General features: G+C 61.0%; 24 protein-coding genes and 1 tRNA gene. 11 read left to right on the forward strand and 14 right to left on the reverse strand.

Features of this window, described 5'->3' with window-relative positions; translation table 11 throughout:
- The 4 genes from VGY55_18355 to VGY55_18370 all read right to left on the reverse strand — a co-directional run.
- On the reverse strand, positions 1-873 hold an 873-nt coding region (locus VGY55_18355; protein HEV2971942.1), incomplete at its 3' end, for a DUF444 family protein.
- Positions 874-1,017: 144 nt separating this feature from the next.
- Positions 1,018-3,057: a serine protein kinase gene (locus tag VGY55_18360; GenBank protein HEV2971943.1), complete on the reverse strand. Its 2,040-nt coding sequence runs from the start codon at positions 3,055-3,057 to the stop codon at positions 1,018-1,020.
- Between the two features lie 767 nt (positions 3,058-3,824).
- A complete protein-coding gene (locus VGY55_18365; protein HEV2971944.1) occupies positions 3,825-4,217 on the reverse strand; it encodes a response regulator in 393 nt (130 codons plus the stop codon).
- A gap of 213 nt (positions 4,218-4,430) precedes the next feature.
- Entirely contained in the window at positions 4,431-5,156 is a 726-nt protein-coding gene (locus tag VGY55_18370) for a hypothetical protein (GenBank protein ID HEV2971945.1), read from the reverse strand.
- Positions 5,157-5,568: 412 nt separating this feature from the next.
- Between VGY55_18370 and VGY55_18375 the strand changes: the two genes are divergently transcribed.
- The 3 genes from VGY55_18375 (at position 5,569) to VGY55_18385 (ending at position 7,021) form a co-directional block, all read left to right on the forward strand.
- Positions 5,569-5,642: transfer RNA gene (locus VGY55_18375), tRNA-Asp, on the forward strand.
- A gap of 119 nt (positions 5,643-5,761) precedes the next feature.
- Positions 5,762-6,340, forward strand: coding sequence for an RNA 2',3'-cyclic phosphodiesterase (thpR, locus tag VGY55_18380; GenBank protein ID HEV2971946.1), 579 nt, complete (start codon positions 5,762-5,764; stop codon positions 6,338-6,340).
- A 189-nt stretch (positions 6,341-6,529) separates the two neighbouring features.
- Positions 6,530-7,021: an acetolactate synthase gene (locus VGY55_18385; GenBank protein ID HEV2971947.1), complete on the forward strand. Its 492-nt coding sequence runs from the start codon at positions 6,530-6,532 to the stop codon at positions 7,019-7,021.
- Positions 7,022-7,386: 365 nt separating this feature from the next.
- Here the strand turns inward: VGY55_18385 and VGY55_18390 are convergent, their stop codons facing one another.
- Positions 7,387-8,277, reverse strand: coding sequence for a hypothetical protein (locus VGY55_18390; protein ID HEV2971948.1), 891 nt, complete (start codon positions 8,275-8,277; stop codon positions 7,387-7,389).
- Positions 8,278-8,498: 221 nt separating this feature from the next.
- On the opposite strand from VGY55_18390, the gene VGY55_18395 reads away from it, so the two are divergent.
- Both VGY55_18395 and VGY55_18400 read left to right on the forward strand, forming a co-directional pair.
- Positions 8,499-9,284 (forward strand): hypothetical protein, encoded by a 786-nt coding sequence (locus VGY55_18395; GenBank protein HEV2971949.1) that lies wholly within the window; start codon positions 8,499-8,501, stop codon positions 9,282-9,284.
- Positions 9,285-9,485: 201 nt separating this feature from the next.
- On the forward strand, positions 9,486-10,313 hold the full coding sequence (locus VGY55_18400) for an NYN domain-containing protein (GenBank protein ID HEV2971950.1): 828 nt from the start codon (positions 9,486-9,488) through the stop codon (positions 10,311-10,313).
- A gap of 15 nt (positions 10,314-10,328) precedes the next feature.
- On the opposite strand, the gene VGY55_18405 is transcribed toward VGY55_18400, so the two are convergent.
- The 5 genes from VGY55_18405 to VGY55_18425 form a co-directional block, all read right to left on the reverse strand.
- Positions 10,329-10,826: a DUF5946 family protein gene (locus tag VGY55_18405; GenBank protein HEV2971951.1), complete on the reverse strand. Its 498-nt coding sequence runs from the start codon at positions 10,824-10,826 to the stop codon at positions 10,329-10,331.
- 45 nt (positions 10,827-10,871) lie between these two features.
- Positions 10,872-11,054 (reverse strand): CPXCG motif-containing cysteine-rich protein, encoded by a 183-nt coding sequence (locus VGY55_18410; protein ID HEV2971952.1) that lies wholly within the window; start codon positions 11,052-11,054, stop codon positions 10,872-10,874.
- 16 nt (positions 11,055-11,070) lie between these two features.
- Positions 11,071-11,877, reverse strand: a complete 807-nt coding sequence (locus tag VGY55_18415; protein ID HEV2971953.1) for an alpha/beta hydrolase — start codon at positions 11,875-11,877, stop codon at positions 11,071-11,073.
- Between the two features lie 107 nt (positions 11,878-11,984).
- Positions 11,985-12,944: a DUF1571 domain-containing protein gene (locus tag VGY55_18420; GenBank protein ID HEV2971954.1), complete on the reverse strand. Its 960-nt coding sequence runs from the start codon at positions 12,942-12,944 to the stop codon at positions 11,985-11,987.
- A gap of 274 nt (positions 12,945-13,218) precedes the next feature.
- Complete coding sequence (locus VGY55_18425; protein HEV2971955.1) at positions 13,219-14,163, reverse strand: DUF1571 domain-containing protein; 945 nt, start codon at positions 14,161-14,163, stop codon at positions 13,219-13,221.
- A 191-nt stretch (positions 14,164-14,354) separates the two neighbouring features.
- Between VGY55_18425 and VGY55_18430 the strand changes: the two genes are divergently transcribed.
- The gene (locus VGY55_18430; GenBank protein HEV2971956.1) at positions 14,355-15,023 is read left to right on the forward strand and encodes an MBL fold metallo-hydrolase; all 669 of its coding nucleotides are present in this window, start codon (positions 14,355-14,357) and stop codon (positions 15,021-15,023) included.
- 48 nt (positions 15,024-15,071) lie between these two features.
- Here the strand turns inward: VGY55_18430 and VGY55_18435 are convergent, their stop codons facing one another.
- The 3 genes from VGY55_18435 to VGY55_18445 all read right to left on the reverse strand — a co-directional run bounded on the left by VGY55_18435 (position 15,072) and on the right by VGY55_18445 (position 18,494).
- Positions 15,072-16,064 carry an aldo/keto reductase gene (locus VGY55_18435; protein HEV2971957.1) on the reverse strand — a complete coding sequence of 331 codons (993 nt, stop codon included), beginning with the start codon at positions 16,062-16,064 and terminating at the stop codon, positions 15,072-15,074.
- Positions 16,065-16,227: 163 nt separating this feature from the next.
- A complete protein-coding gene (locus VGY55_18440; protein ID HEV2971958.1) occupies positions 16,228-17,949 on the reverse strand; it encodes an ATP-binding protein in 1,722 nt (573 codons plus the stop codon).
- An 86-nt stretch (positions 17,950-18,035) separates the two neighbouring features.
- Complete coding sequence (locus tag VGY55_18445) at positions 18,036-18,494, reverse strand: response regulator (GenBank protein ID HEV2971959.1); 459 nt, start codon at positions 18,492-18,494, stop codon at positions 18,036-18,038.
- Between the two features lie 488 nt (positions 18,495-18,982).
- Between VGY55_18445 and VGY55_18450 the strand changes: the two genes are divergently transcribed.
- Together VGY55_18450 and VGY55_18455 are read left to right on the forward strand one after the other, a co-directional pair.
- A complete protein-coding gene (locus VGY55_18450) occupies positions 18,983-19,498 on the forward strand; it encodes a response regulator (protein ID HEV2971960.1) in 516 nt (171 codons plus the stop codon).
- Between the two features lie 155 nt (positions 19,499-19,653).
- The gene (locus tag VGY55_18455; protein HEV2971961.1) at positions 19,654-20,355 is read left to right on the forward strand and encodes a hypothetical protein; all 702 of its coding nucleotides are present in this window, start codon (positions 19,654-19,656) and stop codon (positions 20,353-20,355) included.
- Between the two features lie 162 nt (positions 20,356-20,517).
- Here VGY55_18455 and VGY55_18460 read toward each other — a convergent pair whose 3' ends face one another.
- Complete coding sequence (locus VGY55_18460; GenBank protein ID HEV2971962.1) at positions 20,518-22,083, reverse strand: sigma-70 family RNA polymerase sigma factor; 1,566 nt, start codon at positions 22,081-22,083, stop codon at positions 20,518-20,520.
- A gap of 605 nt (positions 22,084-22,688) precedes the next feature.
- Here VGY55_18460 and VGY55_18465 point away from each other — a divergent pair.
- The 3 genes from VGY55_18465 to VGY55_18475 form a co-directional block, all read left to right on the forward strand.
- Complete coding sequence (locus VGY55_18465) at positions 22,689-23,474, forward strand: SDR family oxidoreductase (protein HEV2971963.1); 786 nt, start codon at positions 22,689-22,691, stop codon at positions 23,472-23,474.
- A 62-nt stretch (positions 23,475-23,536) separates the two neighbouring features.
- Complete coding sequence (locus VGY55_18470; GenBank protein ID HEV2971964.1) at positions 23,537-24,064, forward strand: hypothetical protein; 528 nt, start codon at positions 23,537-23,539, stop codon at positions 24,062-24,064.
- Positions 24,061-24,965: NADPH:quinone reductase (locus VGY55_18475; protein HEV2971965.1), on the forward strand; the 905-nt coding region annotated here is incomplete at its 3' end. The genes VGY55_18470 and VGY55_18475, both read left to right, overlap by 4 nt.

The raw sequence follows: 24,965 nt of genomic DNA on the forward strand, positions 1-24,965 counted from the left end.
GCCGTCGGAGAATTGGAAGCAGTAAACATTCCATTCCGAGGCGGGAAACTTCCGCTGAATCAATTCCAGACAGACTTTGTAGCCCGAGCTGATCCGCGTGCCGCCGCTTTCGCGGGTGTGATAGAACGTCTCTTCATCGACCTCGCGGGCCACGGCGTCGTGAATGATGTATCGCACTTCGAGGCCGTCGTACTGGCTTGCCAGCCAGGTGTCGAGCCAGAAGGCCTCGGTCCGCACGATCTGCTTCTGCTCGTCGGTCATCGAGCCGGAGACGTCCATCACATACAGCACGACCGCGGTGGTTTGCGGCTGCGGGTTGGTCGTCCACGAGCGGTAGCGTTTGTCTTCGCGAATCGGAATCACTCGCGGATTGCCGACGTCGTAGGTGCTCGACGAAATCTGTCGGCGCAGGGCTTCCATGTAAGTCCGCTTGAAGTGCCGGAGCGATTCGGGCCCCGAGCGGCGGATGCTCGTGTAGCGGGCTTTGTCCTGAGTGACATTCGCCTTGCCCTTCGGCTCGATGCGGGGCAGCTCGAGTTCGTCGCCGAGGATCGCGGCCAGTTCCTCGAGCGTCACATCGACTTCAAGGATGTGCGCGCCCGGATCGCTGCCGGCCTGCCCTTCGCCTTGCTGCTGCCCGTCGCCGCCGGCGATCGGGGTGCCGACCTCGCCGTCTCCTTGCCCGACGCCGCCCGAGCCGTTCTGGCCGTAGCGAAAATGCGGTACGTCGAGCTGCGGAATCGGGATGCTGATCAGATCGCGACCCTTGCGGCCGATCATCTCGCCGTGGGTGATATACTTCCGCAAATTCTCGCGGACCTTGCCGCGGACAATCTGCTTGAAGCGTCGTTGATCTTGATCGATCTTTAGCATAGGGGCGAGGGGTGGGGGGCGAGGGACGAGGGAACACGCACCGCCCTTCGGGCGGAGTAGAATGAGGTTCGGACGTTTTTTCGCCACTGCATCACATCACCACGTTGCGCGGGAACCGCTTGCGCGTCCCCTCGTCCCTCACCCCTATTTGTTGGCATCGCCGCGGGCAAAAATGCTGGCCACATAGTTCAGCACGTCCGTGGCGCTTTCGTCGTCGTAACCGTAATCTCGGATCAAGCGGCCTTTCACTACGTCGATCTTCGCCTGCGTATCGGCGTCGATGACATTCGAGACCAGGCTCGTGAGCTTGATCGTGTCTTTCTGGTCCTCGAACAATTTCAATTCCAGGGCCTTATACAGCCGCTCGTTGGTCTTGTAGTCGAACGTCTTGCCGTCGATCGACAGCGCGCCGATGTAGTTCATGATCTCGCGGCGGAAGTCGTCCTTGCGGCTTTCGGGGATGTCGATCTTGTCTTCGATCGACCGCATCAGCCGCTCGTCCGGTTCGTCGTACTGACCGGTGAACTTGTTGCGGACCTTCTCGCGCTGCGTGTAGGCCTTCACGTTGTCGATGTAATTGCCGCAGAGCCGCTTGAGCGCGTCTTCGTCGGCGGCAATCGCCCGCTGGACTTCGTTTTTCACGATATTCGTATACTCTTGCTTGACCACGCCGAGGAGTTCACGGTAGTGGTTGCGCGTCTCCTCGACGGTGATCAAGCTGTGATGCTTCAGGCCGGATTCGAGTTCGTTCATCACCATGAAGGGATTGATCGAACGGGCGTCGGGATGGGCCACTAGGGCGTTGGAGATTTTGTCCTGCACGTAGCGGGGCGAAATCCCGTGCATCCCTTCCTGCACGGCCTGCTCGCGAAGCTCCTTGATATTATCCTCGGTAAAGCCGGGAAGGCTCTTGCCGTTGTACAGCTTCAGCTTCTGCAACAGAGTGAGATTGGCGTTCTTCGGCTCTTCCAGCCGCGTGAGGATCGCCCACATCGCCGCCATCTCGATGGTGTGCGGGGCGATGTGCTTGCCGCGCACCTTCTCGCGATTGTAGTCCTTCTCGTAGATCTTGATCTCGTCGGCCAACTTCGTGACGTACGGCACGTCGATCTTCACCGTCCGATCGCGGAGTGCTTCCATGAACTCGTTGTTTTGCAGCCGGCGATACTCCGGCTCGTTCGTGTGTCCGAGGATCACTTCGTCGATGTCGGTTTGGGCGAATTTCTTAGGCTTGACCTTGTGCTCCTGGCTTGCGCCGAGCAAATCGTAGAGAAACGCCACATCGAGCTTCAGGACTTCGACAAACTCGACAATCCCGCGGTTCGCGACGTTGAATTCTCCGTCGAAGTTGAACGCCCGCGGATCGCTGTCGCTGCCGTATTCGGCGATCTTGCGGTAGTTGATATCGCCGGTCAGCTCGGTCGAGTCCTGGTTCTTCTCGTCCTTCGGCTGGAAGGTGCCGATGCCGATGCGGTCTTTCTCGCTCAGGACGAGCCGCTTGACGCGCACATCGTGTACCACTCGAGTCCAATCTCCTTCGTAGCGCTTCAGCCGTTCGGCGTAGACATGCCGGCAGAAGGGGCAGAGTTCTCCATGAATCTTGACCTTATATTCACTCGGGCCGGCATTGAGCTTCAGCATCGTCTCCTCGCGGAACCGCTCGGGGACGAGGTGCAGCGGCTCCTCGTGCATCGGGCACCAATGGATGTTGTTCGGGTCGCCCAACGACGTCCAGCCGAGCGTGTAGAGGGCGCCGGCATCGGTCTGCGAATAGCGCTCCAAGCCTTTCTTTAAGAGCCGCGCGATCGTGCTCTTGCTCGAGCCAACGGGGCCGTGAAGAAGCAGCACGCGCTTCTCGATCCCAAAGCCTTGCGCAGCGCTCTTGAAGGCGTTCACGAGCGCTTGCAGCGGCACGTCCAATCCGAAGACGCCGTCGCGGCCGTGGTCGTCCGGATCGTCAAAGAACTTGTAGCGGACTCGCTTCTCGCGGCCTACTTCGTAGGTCGTCGTGCCGGAAGAGACGATCATGTCGTAGACGCGCTCGAAGGCGTTGCGCGTCGAGTGCGGATCGCCGGCGACGAGATCGAGATACTCCTCGAATGTGCCCTCCCAGTTCTTGCGTCGGAATTGATCCAGGTCTTGCCGTTGTGCGACCAGCGAAATAATCTCGCGTCCACCAGTCATGGGTGATCCTCCAAATAAAACGTGCCGCGCCTAAGGTTTGCCGCCCTCGTTCCTTCAAAAACCTTGGACCACGCCGGGACAAGCTGCTCGAAGCTTGCCCAGTGCAGCCGTTTGATTCACTTGGTTTCGTGTCATTTGATGCCGTTCGTGTTGCCGGAAACCGGTTATTCCGCGGGGTTCAGTCGCACGCTTCTTGCCCTGGCCGCCGAGCGGCCTTTTCCACGCGCGCAGCTTTTCCACATTCGCGCAGGGGCAAAGCCTTGCAGGGCAGTTCTCGTGGCGGCGCAGCGGCCGACGCCGCTCCATTCAATGCGGGGCCGACGCCGTTCGATTCAACGTGGGCAACCGACAGAGACTTGCAAATGCAAGTGCAAAAGAAGTTGCAAAAGAACGCGAGTGGATCGCAGTCGAGGCGGAGCTACAGGCGGGAAGGGCTCTTCTCGTTCACGCTGTGCCAAAGCCGCGGGGAGTGAAAACCTCGTTGTCTTCCACCACATTTCAGTATTGCTAGAAAATCAAATCAAAACAATATCAGCTTTTGGCCGCTGCCGAACCAGCCACCTCCAACTACCTAGGGGAATTCAACACAAGCCGCTGCCAATCATCGACTTATGGTGAGCCGTCGGGGTCGCCCCGCGGTTTTCCGCATTTCGCAAAAAAATCATTGCTGTTGTCTAGCTCTGTGGGAATGGAAGGCAAGAATTCACATGAAGCCGGCATCGCCGATCAAAAATCCAAAATCAGCAATCCAAAATCGAAAATCATCATCACGCGAGCAGCCGCTCGACGCTCTCGATCAGCCGGTCCATGGCGAACGGCTTGCGGATGTAGTCGTCGACACCGAGCATCTCGGCATAAGCCTTGTGGCGGCTGCCCTCGTTGGCCGTGATCATGATCACGCGCATCGGGTCTTTTTGCGTCCGGCGGAGCTTTTCCAGCACGAGGAACCCGCTCCGCTTGGGCATCATCATGTCGAGGATTACCAGCGACGGCAGCTCCCGCTCGGCCATTGCCAGCCCCTGATTGCCGTCACGAGCGATGAGGATTTCATATCCCTTCGCCGTCAAAGCGACCTTGAGCGATTCGATGATCTCGACGTCGTCATCGACTAACAGGATGCGCTTGCCGAGCGGTTTTTTTTCCGTAGGGTCGGGAGGCATGGCGGCAATTAGGAAGTACGAAGGACAAAGTACGAAGTCAAGCAGCGGCGGACTTCGCCACTCCCTTAATATGCGGATGGGCGAGCGGATTGCAAGCGCTGGCACGAATATTCGTGGTGCGGTTGCACAAACTTAAAACAAAAAGCCCAGGGACGCGTGTCCCTGGGCCATCCCGGATCGCGGGTGGTTTCGTTTTGCTATTGAGGCGGAATCTCAGTTACCGCCGCCGTTACCGGCGCCGCCGCGACGGCCGCCCCCTGCGCCACCGCCGAAGCCGAAGCCCGCGCCACCCTGTGGCAGTCCTTCGACTTTGGCGCCCTGCATCTTCTCGAACGCCGTTTTCTGATCGGCGGTGAGCACGGCCAGCAGCTTCTCGCTAGTCTCGGTGCGCATCTTGGTCATTTTCTCGCGCATCGCCGTGCGATCTCCGCCATTAGCCGCCGACTGGAATGCCTCGCGCATGTCCTTCATGGCGCTATCGGTGAGATCCTTGATCTTGTTCACCTGATCGTCGGTCAGCTTGAGCGCTTCGGCCACTTCTTTGTCGGCCAGGGCGGATGCGCCGCGGGCCTGGATGCGAATCTCCTTCATTCGGGCCTTCTGCGTATCGTTGAGAACTGCTCCGATTTTGTCTTCGAGTCCTTTGCGCAGTTCCGGCATCTTGGATTGTCGGTCTTCTTGACTGAGTCCGGTGAGCGACGCGCGGAAATCGTCATTAATCTTCTTGATCGAGTCCTTCTGCTCGTCGGTGAGGGCGAGTTCCTTTTGAACGGCCTCATTCGTGTACAAATTGCCGCCGCGGCCTCCTCCTCCTTGGCCGCGCTGGCGGGCAGGCGGATTGGCCGGCGGGTCATCCGCTGCCGACGCCTGGCAGGCGGCGAACGCGCCGATCACCATCAATGACAGTATTGCGAACATGAAACGACTGGTACGCGACATACAGATTCCTCCCGTAAAAAACGCCGGTGCTTGCAAAATCCTCATAATCGGTCGAGCGACCGAGGATACCTCGACAAAAACGCCTAGCGATTGAACCCTCGCCCGGCGACTTAGTTCCGCGATTACTTTCGCAAGCCGCCCAGCAGATCGCCGAGATTGTCGTGGACCTCGCCGGTCTGACGGACGACGAGCGCCCGCAATGGATTGTAATAAACGATCGTTCCCGGCCCGCCACGGATGTCCCAAGTGTCGGGGACAATGGTGGTTAATCGCGCCTCTTGCCGGGCGGTATGCGTAAGATATAATCACAGCCTAACTTTGCGGCGTCCGCCACTGTTGCCGCGGCAAAGCGTCGCTGGCTTCAATTCCGATGCTGGCAGCGTCGGCCACGGCGCGTGTCGGCCGAGGTTTCGGGGGTGTAGCTCAGTTGGTTAGAGCGCCAGCCTGTCACGCTGGAGGCCGCGGGTTCGAGTCCCGTCACCCTCGCTTCGATTCATGAATGCGGCCGGGGACTGTTCTCTTTATTGGCGGGCACCGTCGCCGCGGTGAGCGCGTGACAAAAGGGGATTGTCCCTCTCTCCCCAGGCCCCCTTTTCCTAGGCCCGATGAGCACGATCCGCACATTTGTGGCCGTGGAGATTCCCGAGGAGATTCGGCATCGGGCGGCGGCGCTGGTTGAGCGGCTCCGCGTCAGCCAAGCGAAAGTCCGCTGGGGCGACCTCGGCACGATGCACTGGACGATGAATTTTCTCGGCGACGTGCCAGACACCGAATTGCCCGCCATCTGCTCCGAGGTCGCCGCCGCGGCGAAGCCCTTTACGCCATTTGACCTCGAAGTCCGCGGCGTCGGGGCCTTCCCAAACGCGGGCCGACCGCGAACGATCTGGCTCGGCGCGGGCGAAGGGAAGGAGCCGCTGATCTATTTGCAGTCGGCACTCGAACGGCATTTGGCCACGCTCGGATTCCGCGCCGAGGCCCGCCGCTTTCAGCCGCATCTGACGCTCGGGCGCGTCCGCGACGGTTCGTCAGGCTTGACGGAACTCGCCGACCTGTTGCGAAAGCACGCGGAATTCGACGCCGGGCTGATGACGGTCGACGAAGTCGTCGTTTTTTCCAGCCGACTGGAGCGCGCCGGCGCCGTGCATGAGCGCCTCGGCAGCGGATCGCTGGAAGGGCGGCAGTAGGCATTAAGCATTAGGCAGTCGGCGCCGCTTGCGGTTTAGCCGCGACTTCGAATTTGTCGGGCGTTCTACCATCAAGCAAGTTGACTCGCTTCATTAGGCGGCCTTATACTTCGGCGAGAGCGTTGGGCCGCCAAAGGCTCGTGTTGCGCCCATAGCCGCTAAACTCACACACCCCGCGGACGGTAGACGATGAGCGTAGGTGAAGGAACCGGCACCGGATTCGCCACGATGCGTGGACGGAGCTATCCGTCCATTCGCCAGTTCACGGTTTTCTTGGAAAACCGCGTGGGGCAATTGCTCGAGGTCGTCCGCCGTTTCGAGGGGAGCAAAGTCCGGATCGTCGCCCTGTCGATTTCCGATTCGGCCGAGTGCGCGTTTGTTCGATTTTTGCTTAGTCATCCGGAACAAGGTCGAGAGATTCTCGAACGGGCCGGCTTGGCGCTGATCGAGAGCGATCTGATCGGAGTGGAGTTGCCGGTCGGCGATCAAGCGCTGCTGCGGATTTGCACGGCGCTGTTGCAGGCCGAGGTGAACATCATCCAGGCCTATCCAATTCTCGTTCGCCCGCACGGCCGCCCGGCGGTGGCGTTGATGGTCGATAACATCGAGATGGGGCTGGAGACGCTCGCCGAAAAAGGCTTCACGATGATTGCTGAAGCCGACCTGGCGCAGGATGAGTGACGAGAAGCCGTTTCAAGACCGCCAGGGAGACGGGGACAGTCCTAGGCTGCGAAAAATTGGTTTGGTGTTGGTGATTTTATTGGATAAGTTTTGTTCCGCGGTCCACCCGAGCAACAACCGAATTCTCAATAACTTGCGTCAATTCCCCGCGGGAATTCGGAACGGAATCCGCATAAGGCCCTTGCGGAGTGCGGTGGCCACGCAGATTTGTTCTCGCGACTAGCGGCGATTTAGCTATAGTCCTCGCGGTTTGGATCATTACCACAGCGACTCTAGCGGGATCAAAACTTGGATAATCACACCAACCAGTTTTGCGCGGCCTAGGACAGTCCCCGGCGGTTTTGAAACGGCTTCGAGCAACACTTCTACTCGAACATCCCGTCGGGCAACCCGACGACGCCGCGGACGACGACGCGGGTGATCGTATCCCAGGGAACGATCGTCATCGTCACCGTGCCATCGGCGGCCTGAGTTGCGAACAGGCCGTGCGTGCTTTGCGAAAGCCGCCGCTCGAACCAGTCGGGCAGGAAGATCGCGCCGCTCGCCAGATGCAGCTCGATGATGCCGCCGTGCTCGCGCTCCGACCACAGCCGTGTGACCAAGGCGGCCAACGTATGCGGACCGGATCCCGCAACCGGATTCTCTTCGTCAGGCGATTTGGCTGCCGGCGACGAAGCGGCATCGTCTGATGCGCCGGCCGACGAATTGGTGGGACCGGATTCGAGGATTTCGCGAAAGTTGCCTAAATCGTAGACCCGCGATCCTTCGTCCTCGCCCCCGGCTTCTTCGATAAACGGAATTTGGAATTTCGCGCCGCATTGCGGGCATTTTCCGGCGTGTCCCTGTAGGCGCCGGGGAGCGTTCAGCTTATGCCCGTTGGGGCAGAGAAAAACGATCGACTCCTCGCGAGCGCCAGAGTCTCCCGTTGGTTTCGTGGCCTCAGCGCCACCGGCGCCCGGCTGTCCCCCCACTGCCGCCGCGGCCAGCCCGCTGTCGGACTTGTATTGTTTGAACGCGCCGGTCGACGGGCTCGATTTACCCGAGGCCGATTCGCCGACCGCTCCCGTGGCCAGCATCCCCTTGCCGCTGGCGGAGGCCACCGACGCGGCTTCGCCCGAGGAAACCTTGCTCGCCGAGCCGTTCTGCCCCGGCACCTTGCTGATCGCGCCGCACTTGGGACACTTGGCCGTCTTGCCGGCATCGTCGTCCTTGGTGCGCAGCGCATGGCCGTTCGGACAAGTGAATTCGATCGCCATAGGTTTCTCAATGGATCGCCAGAATTGGCCGAACCGAACGCCGGGAATGCCGGACCTGTGAAAAGCGAACTGGCGCGGACCCGCGGCCGCACCGAATCCTCCTTGATCCTAGTCTGTCGCGCCGAGAGATACAATCATTTCCATCTCCTTGACTTGCAAGTCGAACGCACGGAAACTAACATTCTCGCGGGTCGTGGGGCGACTTTGGGCGGTCTTTTCTTATGCCGATCAACATCATTTGTCCCGGCTGTCATAGTCGCTTCACTGTCAGCGAGCAGCATGGCGGCAAGGCAGCTCCTTGCCCCAAGTGCAAGACGACCATCAACATTCCCAAGGCGGGCGAGGAAGTCAAAATCCACGCGCCCCAGGACTACGGCGGAGCGAAGGGCGTCACCGGCGAACTTGTCCTCAAACCGATCGCCCGCCAGGAAACGAAACTCAAAGCGATCTGGGTCGCGGCCATCGGCGCCGCGACGATCGTCACGATCGGGCTGGCGGTTATCATCGGCAAGGCCTATCCGCCGGCCCCGGTCGATGATGCCGGCGCGGTCGCTCCGGACAAGACCGGCCGAGAACAGCCGCCGACGCAGCCGGGGCCTGAGTCCGCAGATCAAGGTCCGGTGATGAAGAGCACGGTGCCGGCCTACATCCTTGGCGCCGGGGCACTGGTGCTTTCGCTCCCATTGGTGCTGGGGGGGTACTCATTTTTGCGCAACGACGAGATGGAGCCTTATCGAGGGCGCGAGCTGCTGATTCGGGCTTCGGTTTGCGCTTTGGTCTTCGCGGGGCTGTGGGGCGCGTTTGGGTTGCTGCGCGCGTACGGCGTGATCCCCGATCAGCAAAATGCTCAGGTCTGGATCTTCGCCGGCCCGGCGTTCGTCGCCGCGGGAGGGGCCGTCGGCTATCTGGCCCTCGATTTGGAGTTCGGCAGTGCCGCGCTGCTCTATGGCTTATACTTCGGCGTAACCGTCTTGCTCCGCGTGATTATGGGCTTGAACCCGTTGTGAAGACGATAGGTTTGCATCGTTTTGGCCCTGACATGCGACGTTGCCGTGCGGTGCAGGGAACTCCTCCTGTGGCGTTCAGTGAGGCGGCGTGGATCCGATCCGCATGGACGGTCCGGAACGCCACAGGGCCCAGAGGGTGCCCCGTCCCCTACAGATTGAAAACCTGTCGCCAGAATCAGCGAGAAAACAGGAGAGTCTAGTTTGCCTACCGATTCCACTCCACGAGGCTCCACGTCCGAGGAGCCGCTGATCGCCGTCTTCGTCGATTTCGAGAATCTGGCGATCGGCGTTCGCGATATGAAGGTCGGACGGTTCGAGATTCAACTGGTCCTCAAGCGGCTGTTGGAGAAGGGCCGCATCGTCTACAAGCGGGCCTATTGCGATTGGAGCCGCTACGAGGAATCCGTGCGGGAATTTCACTCGCAAGGTGTCGAGCTGATCGACATCCCGCAAACCAGGATGAGCGGCAAGAACAGCGCCGATATTCGGATGGTAGTCGATGCGCTCGACCTCTGCCATTCCAAGCAGCACATCGACGTGTTCGCCCTGATCTCCGGCGACAGCGACTTCTCGCCGCTGGTCTCCAAATTGAAGGAGAACAACAAGCGGGTGATCGGCTGCGGCGTGAAGAGTTCCACTTCCGATCTGCTGATCGGCAACTGCGACGAGTTCATGTACTACAACGATCTGATCCGCGTCGCCAAGCGTTCACAGTCCAAAGTGCCATCGAGGCGCACTGGCGCAAAGAAGGAGGAAACGACCAAGGACGACGGGGCGAAGGACGACAAGAAGCAGGAAGGTTTCGACCGCGTCTTGGAGGTGCTCCATTCCGTGGAGCAAGATTACGACCCGCTCTGGGGCTCGGCGCTCAAGACGGCCATTCGCCGCGTGTTTCCCGGATTCAACGAAGGCTATTACGGCTACCGCAGCTTCTCCGCCCTGCTCGAAGACATCAAAGCCCGCGGCTTGATCGAGCTGGAATACGACGAGAGCCGCGGGAACTACAAGGTCCGCCGGGCGAAGGATTGAGCGGGCCAGAACCGCTCACCAACCCATCGAGCGCCTTACCCAATCGCGGGCAAGTGAATGGAGATCAAAGTAGGCGTCCCAAACGGAGCGAGCCCATGCCTTGGTACGCTCGACGTACTCCGCCTCGGTCGCGGCTTCGCTCAAATGGAGAATCGTCAGATCGCCTAGATGTTGAGGCGGCGTGGGGCGCTCGGCGGTGAACTTCCCGTCTATGCTGCGCTGAAGCGCTGAATAAATGGCCGAGTTGCCGTCGTGTTCGAGACCGCAGCAGAGGCTGGCGAGATGATATGTCAGCTCTTTGGCGGAGCGACAGTAGGGCTCGAGATGCTGGAGAGCATAGGAATCGACCAGCAGCCGCCCAAGCCGCATATCGGCAGGCCGAAACCGCCCCCGGTTGGTCGCGTAGAACATCGCCCGGCACGATCCTAAACCGCCATCGATCCGCGCGCCGCAGTCGGGGCAGGCACTCGCGCCGGGAGTTGGTTCGGGAATGTGATTCCAGTCGCGAGGCATGGCAGTTAGTATGCGGACATGGCCCGTTTCCCACCGCAGTCTTCATTATTCTCCCGTCGCCCAAACTCGCGCTTCGCCGTCGTCGCTGATTTCGACGTGGATGATGTTCGAATGGCAACAGACGGGGCAATCTTCGACGTACTCTTGACTCGCCCCGGCAGTCAAGTCGAGTGGGATGACGATCTCCTCACCGCACGATTCACAAACGTAGCTGGCTTCGTCGTACATTGCCGCGCCGTTCGCTCTACAACTCGCCGAGGAATTGATCAAGCGCCTGATCGAACTCGGACGCCGGTGGATCGTTGTGGTCGCCGCCGCGGATGGTTACGAAACGCTTTGGCTCGTTGGCCGCGTCGAACAGCCGCTTCCCCAGGGCGAACGGCACAATCCGATCCGAGTCGCCGTGAACTTGGAGCAGCGGGCCGTGGTAGTTGCCGATCTTGGCGAGTGAATCGAGGCGGGTGCGCATCAACAGTCGCACGGGGAGCCACGGATAGTGGGCCGCGGCGGCGTCGGGGAGCGAAGTGAAGGTGCTGATCAGCACCAGGCCGCGGGCGCCGTCGGCCGCGGCCAGATCGACCGACACGCCGCCGCCGAGCGATTCGCCCATTTGAACGATCTGCTTTTCGTCGATCGCCGCTTGCTTGGCAAGCCAGGCGCGGGCGGCGCGGGCATCGCTCAGAATGCCTGCCTCGTCCGGCGAGCCTTCGCTGCGGCCGTAGCCGCGATAGTCGAAGATCATCACCGCCGCGCCGAGACGGTGCAGGTCGCGCAGGATGTCGGCGCGATCCGAAAGATTGCCGCCGTTGCCGTGGGAGAAGAGGATCACGGCCCGGGGATGCTCGTGCGGCATGAACCAGCCGTGCAATCGCGTCCCGTCCGGCGCGCTAAACTCGGCGTCCTCGAAGGCCAAGTTCGATGGCCGCCAGTCGCCGTCCGGATAGAGGCTCGGCACGAACACCAGCGACCGCTCGAGAAACAGCATAAGGAGGACGATCCCGAGATAAGCAATCGCCAAGATGCGGGCCAAACGGAGGAGGAATCTTTTCACGCCGTCACGCCTTTAGAGCGCCCAACACGACCGTCTCGCTATTGTAGTAGGCACGCTCCGCGTGCCGTAACTGCTACGGCACGCGGAGCGTGCCTGCTACATTACTCTCACTTATTGACGAACCCATAATTCGGGTTTTTGTAATCGAAGTCCGCGTCAGTGAGTCCCACGTTCAGCTTGAGGTCCTTATAGGTGTACGACTCGTCGAGCGGCGGCTCTTTGCCCGGCCCCGATGGCCAGAGCGCGGCCTCGTAGTGAATCGGCACTTGCAGCTCGTCGTCGATATAAACGCGGGCTCGGTAGAAGAGAAACACACGCCGCGGCGTCGGATGAACGACCTCGATCAGCGTGCAGTTGCGAGCGCCGACCTTGGCGTTCTTGTAGAAATGGACTTCGACCTCGCCATACTTCCGGTCTTCCTCGGCAATCTCGATCAGCCGCTTGGTGAGATGGCCGAGGCCGGCGTTCGTAATCGGATAACGATTGTCCATCATCGCCAGAGCGCTAGTCGGTTGCAGCCAGACTGCTCCGAGCGCTCGCTTCAGCCCCGAGCCCTCGCGAGCGACGAATTTGCCGCCGTTGGCCCCGGCGAGATAGAGCACCTCGCGCCCCTTCACGTCATCGGGCTTGAAAAACTTGAAATAGACGGAGAGCGGCTTGGGCCGGAACTTGGCTTCCATCGTGGAAGGATCGAGGAGTTGGCCGTTGACGCGTTCCTGCTTGATGAACGTGCAGGTGTAGTCCTTGACGTCTTTTTCGATATGGTCTTGGACGCGATGGGCGATCGCCAGCGCGGCGTCGAGCGGGTGCTCGCCGGGCGGCGCGGACGGGGCCGGCGCGGCGGCGTCGCTTGCCTTAGCGTCGCTCGATGTGGCGTCGCCGGCGTTGCCGTTCGACGCGCGCAACGGATTGTCCGGGGACGTCGACGCGGGTGACTCGGCCGCAACCGGAGCGCCGAACATGGAAACGGCGATCGCCAAAATCACCGTGAGGCAAGCGACCCCCATGGCGATAATGCCGCCGCCGAGAAACCGCCTTCCGCTTCGTTGGGCTCGGTCCCGCTGCATGAAAACCTCCACTGGCTGATGCTGGCATGGCCGGCCTGGGAGCCGGCGATGAGCTTGAACGCCTGCGGAAGTTTTATACGCCAGAGGGCGGAAAGACAACTCTTGCCGCGGTGCGCCAGAGGGCAGGAGGCAGTGACTTCGGCGAGGTGGCCGGGGCTGAGGCGAAGCCGGGTGCCATGGCCACTGCTCTGAGTGGCCATGCACCAACGCAATCCATGCCCACGCCGAGCCGTGGGCATGGCACTCAAAGTATCAACGCAGCTTTGACGCTCAACTACTTAAAGTGATAGCCCGGGTTCGTCGGCTCGAAATCGGCGTCGGTCAGGCCGACGTTCACCTTCATATTGAGATAGGTGTATTCCTCGTCGAGCTGCGGCGGGCCGCCGGGTGTCTTCGGCCAAGTGTAGGCCTCATAGCGGATCGGCACGTTCAACTCGTCATCGACGTAGATTAGCGCCTTGTTGAACAAGAAATTCCGCCGCGGGACCGGATGGTTCACTTCAATAATCGTGCAAACGCGATCGTTCACCTTGGCGTTCTTGCGATAGTTCACCGTGCATTCGCCAAATTGCATGTCATTCGTGCCCACTTCGATTAGACGCCGCACCAGGTTGTTGACGCCGATCTGCGTGATCGGATACTTGTTGCCTTGCATCGCCAGCGCACTGGTTGGGAGCAGCTCGACGGCGCCGAAGCGCTTCTTGAGCCCTTGACCCTCATGGGCGATCATCTTGCCGTTATTCCGCCCTTGGAAGTAGATCACCTCGCGGCCCGCTTCGTCGGCCGGCCTGAGGAAATTGAGATAGACGCTGAACGGCTGATTGCGAATCTTGACATACATGTATTCGGGTTCAGTCAACTCGCCGCCGATCCGCTCCCGCTTGATCATCGTGCAGGTGTAGTCGGGGATTCTGGTCCTGATCGTCTCGAGACTGCTTTGGGCCATCCGAATAGCGCCCGCCAACGGATGCTCGACCATCTGCGGCTGCCCGCCAGGTTGGAAGCCTTGCTGGCCGCCGCCTGGAACGCTGGCATAAGGTCCGACTGCCGTCGATCCGGTGTTCGAGGGGCCGACCACGACCATTGCCGGACGCATCGGCGGCGTATCCGTGGGATTTGGGCCGTACTCGCCTTGTGCGAAGAGCGCTCGACCGGCCGTACAGGCCGCGAGCAGAGCCGCGGCGGACGCGATGCGACACCAAGAAATCGTGCAACGCATGGATCAACCTCCTTGCTGTTGGCCAGCGCCCTCCTGGCGCTCTTGCTACTGTTTATCGCCCGGCATTTGGGAAATAATTACAACCACCCATACCGCCGAATCTCTTTGCCCAACCGGTTTGTCCGCGTTTGGGCGGGTCTGGCGCGGCGGCACATCCTACTCAAACGAAGTTTTCCGAGGGAGAGCAATTCGTGGACCGAGTCCAAATCCAAGTGGCCACCGTCGTTTCGCGGCCGTTTCAAGAAAACACCTATGTCGCCTGGTTGGCCGGGCATACCGATTGCCTCGTGATCGATCCGGGTCTGGAACCGAACCTGATCGTCGAATTGCTCGAAAACGAGGCGTTGACCCCCGCCGCCATCCTCAATACTCACGGCCACAGCGACCACATCGCCGGCAACGGTCCGATGAAGCGCCGCTGGCCCGATTGCCCGCTCGTGATCGGAGAAAACGAAACCGCCAAACTGTCCGATCCGCGGCAGAATCTGTCGGCCGATTTTGGCGCCGCGCTGGTCAGCCCGCCGGCCGATGTAACTGTCCGCGAGGGAGAGGTTTACCGGGCGGCAGGATTCGATCTCTTGGTCCGCGAGATTCCCGGGCATTCCTCGGGCCATGTCGTCTTCATTTGGCAATCCGGCGCGCCGCAGGTGGTTTTCGGCGGCGACGTGCTATTCGCGGGCAGCGTCGGCCGAACCGATGAGATGGTCGGCGGCAGCTTCGCCCAATTGGCTCGCGGCATCCGCGAGAAACTCTTCACGCTTCCCGACGACACGATCGTGCTCCCCGGCCACGGCCCGGCCACGACGATCGGCGAGGAGAAGAGGAGCAATCCATTTGTTGGAAAAGGGTCCGGAGGTTAGACGCCAGAGGCCGGGAAATCGGAGTAAAACACGCCGTGCGTGCCACAATCAATAGGCGCCGCGAATGTGTTCCGCCACTTGGCGGTCGTACCACGTGCGCAACCGTTTGTGCAAATCGGGGCTGAGCGGCGGGAGGTCGCTGGAGGCAGCGTTTTCGCGGGCTTGCAGCGCGTTTTTCGCGCCAGGAATGAGGACGCTGACGGCGTCGAAGTCAAGGCACCACCTCAAGGCCATCTGAGGCAGCGTCATTCCGTTGGGCACGAGCGGCTTGAGCGCGTCGGTCAACTCAACCCCTTTCTCGAATGGCAGGCCGGCAAAAGTCTCACCGACGTTGAATTTCTCCCCGTCGCGATTGTAGTTGCGATGGTCGCGCGCATCGAATTTCGTGCGGCGCGTGAACTTGCCGGAAAGTAACCCGCTGGCCAGAGGCAAGCGCACGATGATGGCGACTCCCTGCCGCTTCGCCCGCTCGAAGATCGTCGAGATGGGCTTCTGACGGAATATGTTGAAGATGATTTGCAGCGCGCCTAGATCGGGCTGCTCCAGACAGATCAGCGCTTCATCCATCGATTCGACGCTCGCGCCGAACTGCTTGATCTTGCCTTCGCGCTTGAGCGCGCGCAGCGCCTCGAACACCTCGCCGCGGCGCAGCTCGCCGGCGGGGACACAGTGCAACTGCTCCAAATCGAGCGCCTCGACGCCCAGCCGCTTGAGCGAGGCCTCGGCGTGCTTGCGAATCATGGCGGTCTTGAAGTTATCGGGCCAACCCGGCGTGGGCCCGCGGCCGAGTTTCGTGGCGACGAAGATCTTGTCGGCCATCCGAGATTGTTTGAGGAACCGGCCGATCAGCGATTCGCTGCGGCCGAGGCCGTAGATATCGGCCGTATCGAAGAACGTAACGCCCTCATCGACCGAGGCGGCCAGGATGGCGAGCGCCTCATCATCCGACACTTCGGCGCCCCAATCGCCGCCAAATTGCCAAGTGCCGACGCCGATTTCTGAAACAGTTACGCCGCTGCCGCCGAAGTTTCGCTGCTGCATGGTGATTGATTCCTTGATGCGTTCGGTAGGGGTTATAAACCCTCTTCTTTTTGGCGCGGACCAGGACTGGCGCAGGCTTCACTGCCAATTCCCCTCACCCCAACCCTCTCCCAGAGGGAGAGGGAGCGGCGCAGCAGTATCGTCGGCTACGGATACGCGGCGGCTAACCGTCCTCTTCCTTCGTACTTTGTACTTCGTACCTCGTACTTCCGTTCTGCTCTTCCGCCGGCATGGCCGGAAGTTCGAGGATGAATCGGCTTCCTTCGCCGGGACGGCTTTCAACGAGGATCCGCCCGCCGTGTTCTTTCAGAATCTTCTGGCTTACGGCCAGGCCCAGACCGGTGCCGCGCGAACCCTTGCTGGAAAAGAAAGGGTTGAAAATCTGCTGCAAGTTTTCCGGGGGAATGCCCGTGCCGTTGTCTTCCACGATCACCTGCACGACGCCGTCGCCGGTTAGTTGCCTGGTGCGGATCGTAACGATCGAGTCCTCGCGCTCGTCGCAGGCATCGAGCGCGTTGGTCACGATATTGAGCGCCGCCCGATGGATGCCCTCGGCATCGAAGGTGAGCGGAGGAATTTCAGCGTCCGGCTCGAAGCGCAGGGCGACCTTCATCTCCTCGGCGCGGGCGCGGATCAAATCGACCACGTCAGTCACGACGGCGTTCAAGTCGGCGGCGGCGAAGTCCGGCTCGCGGTCCTTGCTGAAGGTGAGCATGTCGAGCACCAGAGACGAAATCCGCCGCTGGTTTCTCTCGACGATATGCCAGCCTTTGCCAACCACTTGCTCATCGTGCTCCGCGAGCCCCATTTCGATCAGATAGCTGCCGCCGCGGATCCCTTGCAGGATGTTCTTGATGTGGTGCGAGAGGCTGGCGATGGTTTGGCCGACGGCCGCCAGCCGTTCGGATTGCACCATTGCCGAGTAGTACTTCGTGTCCTCGACCGCCAAGGCCGCCTGATGGCCGATCGCGACCATCAACTGGAGATGCTCTTCGGTGAATCGATTGCCGCCGCGGTCGATGACGCGCGTGGCCGGGGTCAAGGTGTCGATGTAAATCACCCCGACGATGTCGTACCGCCCCTGCATCGGAACGCAGATCGCCTCACGCACACCCATTCGCACGATGCTGTTGGCCGCATCGAAGCGATCATCTTGCCGGGCGTCGCTGGTAAGCACTCCCTCGCGGCGCTCGAGCACGTAGTCGAGGATCGTTTGGCTGATCGAAATCTTGTCGCCGGGGTGCAATGCCTTGCGATCGCGGCGAACTTTGGGTTGCAGCTCTTTGGTCTCCGGATCGACCAGCATGATGCAGCCGCGATCCGCCTCGACCCATTCGAAGATCAACTGCATGATCCGCCCGAGAAGCTGATCGATGTCGAGCGTGTGGCTCACCGCCAAGGCCGTGCGATACATCACCTGCAGATTGCTGCGGGCCCGGGCGAGCCAGAGGGCATCGGATTTGTCGGGCGGGGCGGCGAAGATGCGGCTCCCTTCCTGTTGGCTGATCGAGTGGACGATTCGCGATGGGTCGGTTTGGCGATCGACGGAGAAGATATCGATCTTCGCCCCGAGGCTGGACGAGGGGGCCTCGCTCGGGCCGGTGAAGAGCATCACCGTGCGGCCGATCTGGAGCTGGTCGCCGCTGGTCAGCTCGCGGCGCTCGATCCGTTCGTTGTTGACGAACGTGCCGTTCGAGCTGCCCATGTCGGAGACGACGAACAGATTGCCCGTGTGGCGAATCTCGGCATGATGGCGCGAGACCTCGGTATCGTGCAGTTGGATTCGATTGCCGGCCTCGCGTCCCAGTGGGAACGTGGCGGAGTCGGAATCCAACTCGAACCGGGTCCCCTGATCCCGGCCTTGAATGACGAACAGCGACGCCACGGCAGAACCGCCTCCCGACACAATCGGTCACGAGCCCAATGCGAAAAGCGCTCCGCTCGCGGGGGACGGCTCTGCCAGTGTATTCCTCACGCTCCGCGTGAGGACGTTTCCTCACGCGGAGCGTGAGGAGTACACTGAGCCGGTTCGCGGCCCGCGCGGAGCAACTGCTCGATTTTAAGGATCAGCGGTTGGTAATGATAGGGTTTGGCGACAAACTGGCGCGGCGGCGCGGCCGTCTCCCGCCGCGCGCTACCCAACAGTACCACCGGCGTTTCGCCGCCATGTGCCAACGCGGCGAAATCGTTCGGCCGCGGGCCGTCGTGGGTCGAAGCCAATTCGAGGTCCAGCACGATCAGATCGGGGCGATGCTTTCGCGCCAGCGCCAGGCCGTCGTCGGCCCGCGCCGCCTCGAAAATCCGCATCCCGCGCCTCTCCAGTGCCGTCCTTAATACTTCCCTGGCTTCGTTCGATCGATCGACGATCAATACACTCGATCTGGGGACCAACAGCGCACCTCCATGTACGCCCCCTGAGAACTTCCCCACGCAAACGACGACCCAAATAGCTCTCGCCGCGGCAATCCATTGCCAGCGGCGAAGGGAGCAAAGAATATCGAGCGGGCCGCTTTGAGTCAAAAGCAAATGATCATCTGGCGGGCCAGGTCACGCTTAACTCGATTCGTAACCGTTCGCCCATCTTTACGTTCTTAAACATCCGTGCTTTTCCGGGCACGGGGACGCCCACATCGAATCGCTCAACGCGGCATTCGACATCAAGGCTCGGCTTTGACAGCATGGGCGATGCCATGGTGGCCGCGAGCATCAATAGATTGAGGAACATACGAACCGCCTCCAATGGGAAAGAGAGAACTGCGGAGCGAGATCGTACTGAACGGCCGCACGCGCTTCAAGCCTGGGCTACGTAAATGACGCTGTTCGCAAACCTCCCTATCGCAAAACTCAGTTCTGCTTCTATAATCGCCGAGACGCCCAATTCCGATGTCGCTCCGCGGGAAAGGCATGCGAAACACTCGATGGCTGCTAGCAAGACTCAAACCAATCTCGCAAAGACTCATCCGGCAAGCCCGGTTGCGGCCGGCACGCCGGGCAAGAGCCGCATTCTGATTGCCGACGACAATCCGCAGAACGTCGAATTGCTGGAGGCCTTTTTGGGCGATGTGGATTGCGAGATCGCCGTGGCCGTCGATGGCCGTGACACGCTCGACAAGGTCGCCAGTTTTCAGCCCGATCTGATTCTGCTCGACGTGATGATGCCCAAGCTGAGCGGCTTCGAAGTCTGCAAGAAGCTCAAGCAAGACCCGGCGACTCGCGGCATCATGATCCTGATGGTCACCGCGCTCAATGAATTGGGCGACATCGAACGGGCCGTCGATTCGGGGACCGACGACTTTCTCAGCAAGCCGGTTAACAAGGTCGAGCTGGTCAAGCGCGTCGAGAATATGCTTAAGCTCCGCCACGTGACCGACGAGCTGGAGCGGCTGCGGCGCTATATCCAAGGGATGGAAGACGACACGGGGCCGAGGAAATGACGAATGACTAATGACGAATGTCTAAAGAATGACGAAGCACGAATGACGAATTGCGAGCGAAGGTAACCATTGGTCTCGGCACGACGTTGATCCATTCGAGCTTCGTCATTAGTGCTTCCTTAGACATTCGTCATTAGTCATTCGTCATTTCAATCATGGAAACCTCTCTTCACCGCGAACTCAAGCGGCTCTATGCCGGCGAGGCCGCGCAATTGGAGGTCCGGCTGGCCGGCTATCGGATCGACGCGGTGGTGGATGGCGAGCTGATCGAGGTGCAGCACGGCCCGCTCACCGCGATCCGCGACAAAGTGCGGCGGTTGCTCGAAGCGCATCGCGTGCGGGTGGTCAAGCCGGTCGTTGCCCGCAAGATGCTGATCTATCGGCGGCGGAAAGCGGGCCGAGTCGCGCGGCGCCGGTTGAGTCCCAAGCGCGGCGGGGTGCTCGATTTGTTTGACGAGCTGATCCATTTCACTCGCGTCTTCCCGCATCCGCGGCTGACGCTTGAAGTGCCGCTGGTGGAGATCGAAGAGTGGCGCTACCCCGGCCACGGCCGCCGCCGCTGGCGCCGCGACAGCGATTTTCAGGTCGAAGATCAGAAGCTCATCGCAATCCAATCGCTGTGCCGGCTGCAAACGATCGGCGATCTCGCGGCCCTGATCGCCTGCCCCTTGCCGTCGCCATTTCACACGGCCCATCTCGCCGCGGGCCTCGACATCCCCCGCTGGTCCGCCCAGCGCATCGCCTATTGCATGCACCGCATGGGAGCGATCCATCAAGTTGGCAAGCAGCGCAACGCCTGGCTGTATTGCTGGAACGAAGCAGCTTTTTCGACAGGATTGACAAGATTAACAGGATGAATGGGAAGATGCCGCTTGCGAGTCGTCGCCGGCGCGGTTTTCGTCATTCGAGCTTCGTCATTCTTTAGACATTCCAGCTTCGACATTCGACGTTGATCCAGTCACTGCGCATAAAAAGACCCTCGCGCGATCGCAAGGGTCATTTTCGTCAGGAAGCGAGGACTAATCTAGGAACCCGATCAACTCCTGGCTTCTGCTCGGTTGCTGGAGCTTGCGGACGGCCTTGGCTTCGATCTGGCGGATGCGCTCGCGCGTGACCTTGAAGATGTGGCCGACTTCTTCCAGCGTGTAGCTGTAGCCGTCTCCCAGGCCGTAGCGGAGCTTGATGATCTCGCGCTCGCGGTAGCTGAGCGTCTTGAGCACCTTGGCGATCCGGCCGCGGAGCATTTCCTGGGCGGCGCCGACCGCGGGGTTTTCCGCGCCCGCATCGGGCAGCAAGTCGCCGAAGTGGCTATCCTCGCTGTTGCCGACCGGACGGTCGAGGCTGATCGGATAACGGCTCATCGCCAGCACGCGGCGGGTCTCGTCGATCGCCGTGCCGGAGGCGTTCGCCGTTTCTTCGATGGTCGGCTCGCGGCCGAGTCTCTGGAGCAATTGGCGCGAGACGTTGCGCACGCGCGACATCGTCTCGACCATGTGCACTGGAATCCGGATCGTCCGGCTTTGGTCCGCCACGGCCCGGGTGATCGCCTGCCGAATCCACCAGGTGGCGTAGGTGCAGAACTTGAAGCCGCGGCGATACTCGAATTTATCGACCGCCCGCATCAGCCCGGCATTGCCTTCCTGAATCAAATCGAGGAAGCTCAAACCGCGGTTGCGATACTTCTTGGCGATCGAGACGACCAACCGCAGGTTTCCTTCGGACAATCCGCGCTTGGCGTGTTGGTAATGGGCATAGATGCTCTTGAGATACTTCACGCGGTTGCGCATGCTCGTGGGCGTTTCCTGCGTGGTGCGGAGGATGGCCCGGAACTCCTTGAGCCAGGCTTGCCGCTCGGTGGGCGCCTGCTTCGATTTCTTTTGCGTTTCCATTCGGGTCTTGAGTTCGTCGGCCCGGCGGCTGAATTCTTCGAGCGTGCGAATCAGCGGCTCGATCCGCTGGGTGCGCAGGCCGAGTTCCTCGACGAGCTTCACCGCCCGCAAACGCCGCCGGCCAAGCCGCCGCCAAGCTTCGTGTCGGTGGTTCAGCTTGGTCGATTTGCTGGTGGCCAGGCGATAGTCGGCCTTGTTGCGCCGCAAGAGCGATTCGACGGTCCGCAGATTGTGCGGCAGCCGGCCGAGAATCTGGTCCTTTTCAAGGCGATCGGTCACCGAGACCTGCACCGTGCGATCGAACGGCAGCTCGCCGCGATGGACCCGCTTGAGGATCTTCACGGCGATCTGAATCACGTAGTCGCACTCGAGCAGCTTGCGGCGGAACTGAGCGCGAGTGACTTCGATTCTCTTCGCCAGCGAGATTTCCTGCTGACGGGTGAGCAGCGGGATTTCCCCCATCTGGGTCAGATACATTCGCACCGGGTCGTCCGACCAACTTTCGATGTCTTCCTCGTCGGCGAGCAATTCCTCCGCCTTGCCGTCGATATCCAAATCGACCATAGCCGAGGAATCGTCCACCAGGAGATCGTCGTCCACATCGTCAACGTCAACCGCCTTGTCGACCAGTTCGACCGCCTCATCGGCGTTTGGGGTTACATCATCTTCAAGATCGTCGAGCAGTGCGTCGTACAAGTGAACACTCCTTCGGTCAGGAAAGCGCTGGGGAGACCCTAATTATCCAAAGAACGAGGACAAAAATCCACCAAATTCTACCCACAGATTGGCAGCATGTCGGTTCGAGTGGAGATTTGGCAAAAGATTCCGCGGAGCCAAAGACTACCGGGGGCGGCGATAAACACCAGATTGCCCATTTTAACAGATTTGCCCCGAGCAAGCTGGTGATCGACTGACGGCAACAACCCAGACGGCTTACATGCAGGCAAGACGACGACCCATTCGGGTTTTTTTAGAGCGGTAACATCGGCCGCGAACCATGGTAGGCAAGCGACCAGCCGCAGTCGGTTCAGCCCAGCGGAGCAATCAGGGTGATTTGGTGATTTAGCGCGCCGCGCAATTGTACTCATGCAGCCTTAACCGTCTAGTGGCGCGGCCAGATTTTAGTAGGCAGTCGGCAGGAGGCAGTTGGCAGTGGCGCGAAAGCGTTTGTCCTGCTACATACCGGCTGCCTGTTGCCTGCTTCCACGGCTGCTTGTTCACGGTCGGTGCTGGCGATAGCATGATCGGCGTGGCGACCGCCGACGTCGGCTCCAGGTTCAACGATTCGTGAGGGCCAGTCCTTGTCACTTCTCGGAAAAATCGCATTCGTAACCGGCGCGAGCCGCGGGATTGGGCGAGGCGTGGCCATCGGGCTCGCTCAGGCCGGGGCCGATGTGGCGATCAATTATCACTCTCATTCCGACGAGGCCGAATCGACCGCCGAGGAAGTGCGCCGCGCCGGCCGACGAGCGATCACGATCCAGGCCGACGTATCCGATCACGAGGCCGTCGAGGGAATGGTCCGCCAAGTGATCGCCGAATTTGGGCGCCTCGATGTCGCCGTCAGCAATGCCGTTTACAGCGACCGCGAGCCGTTCTATGAAGCCGACCTTGCCGGATTCAAGCGGACGGTGGACGTGACGATGTGGGGTGCATTCCATCTGCTCCGCGCGGCGGCACGGCAAATGATCGCGCAAGGGGGCGGCGGGACGATCGTATTCATCAGCTCGCCGCACGCTTACGTTCCCATCCCGCGGACGATGGCCTACAATATGGCGAAGGCCGCGAACGACCAGATGGCCCGTACCGCCGCCATCGAGTTGATCGACCACCGGATCCGCGTGAACACGATTCATCCGGGCTGGATCGACACGCCGGGGGAGCGGAAATTCGTCACCGAGGAGCAGATTCGCGAGTTCGGCGAAAAGATGCTCTGGAAGCGCCTCGGCCGGCCGGACGAAATCGCCCGCGGTGTCGTGTTTCTCTGCGATCCGGCTAGCGACTATATCACGGGCGCGGAGTTGTTGATCGATGGCGGCAACTCGCTCCCCTGGTGGGCCAAGGGCGGAATGGGCGGGCCGCGATGAAAGTGTAAAGTACGAAGTACCAAACGCGAAGTTGCGTGCTCGCCACCCGTCACCCGGTTTTCATGGCTAAGTATTTATTGCCCTGTGTGTGCGGTCGGCGGATTCCGGTGGCGGCGGCCCAGGCGGGCGAGCAGTTGCAGTGCGAGTGCGGCCAGCGGATCGAGGTGCCGACGCTGCGGCACTTGACCGACCTCGAACGACTCGACGATTCCGCCGCGCGGCCAGCTAGGGCTTGGGGAGCGCGGCAGGGCTTGATCTTCTTGGGAGCGTGTTTCATCGTGGTGGCGGTCTGCGGGCTGGCGGTCCTGCAATGGCAAAAGCCTCAGCCGATTCAAGAGCCAGCCGCGAATACGGACGTCGCCCCCATGTCGCCCGCCGAAGTTTGGATGCAGTTTGATCGCCTGGAGCGCGGCATCAAGAGGCCGCTTTCCATCGAGGAGGCTATCCGGCTGCGGCAACACAAAATCGCGATGGATTATTGGGAGCTATTACGGATGGCGGCGCTGGGCGCGGCCGGGAGCGGAGCGTTGATCGTTGTCCTTGGCTTGTTCATCGTGCCCGCCAAGACTCGAGGAAAGTTCAAGCCATGAAAGCCGCGTACATTGAAAGAATCGGCCCGCCGGAAAACATCCTATACGGCGATTTGCCCGATCCGCAGCCAAAAGGATCGGAGGTCCTGGTCAAAATCGCCGCGGTCGACGTTAATCCGGTCGACACTTACATCCGCTCCGGCAACATAGTGATGCCGTTGCCGATGCCGTTCGTCGTCGGCTGCGATCTGGCGGGAGTCGTCGAGGCGACTGGCCCCGGAGCGCACCGCTTCCGCCCTGGCGATCGAGTGTGGGGCTCCAATCAGGGCTTGCTCGGCCGGCAGGGAACGTTTTCCGAGCGCGCGGCCGTCGATGAGTCGTGGCTCTATCCGCTGCCAAGCGCGGTCAGCAACGAGCAGGCGGCGGCCGTGGCGTTGGTCGGGATCACGGCCCATTTGGGCCTCGTGCGCGATGCGCAGCTTAAGCGCGGCGAAACGCTGTTCGTCAACGGCGGCACCGGGGGCGTCGGCTCGATGGTCGTGCAGATGGCCAAGGCGCTCGGAGCGCGAGTGATTACGACCGCCGGCAGCGATGAGAAACTGGCCCTGTGCCGGCAGCTCGGCGCCGATCTGGCGATCAACTATAAGACCGAAGACGTTGCCGCGCGGATCAAGGAAGTCAGCCCGCAGGGAGTCAACGTCTTTTGGGAGACGCTCCGCGAGCCGAACTTCGAGCGGGCCGTCGATCTCCTGGCCGCGCGCGGGCGCATGATCCTGATGGCCGGTCGCGAGGCGCGGCCGACCTTCCCAGTCGGGCCGTTCTACGTCAAAGGCTGCTCGCTCCACGGCTTTGTCGTGTTCAACGCCACGCCCGACGAGCAGCATGCCGCGGCCGACGACATCAACCGCTGGCTCGTCTCAGGACAACTCCGCGCAAATATCGATCGCGTGCTGCCCCTCTC

The organism is Pirellulales bacterium, assembly GCA_035939775.1.
Classification (GTDB): Bacteria; Planctomycetota; Planctomycetia; order Pirellulales; family DATAWG01; genus DASZFO01.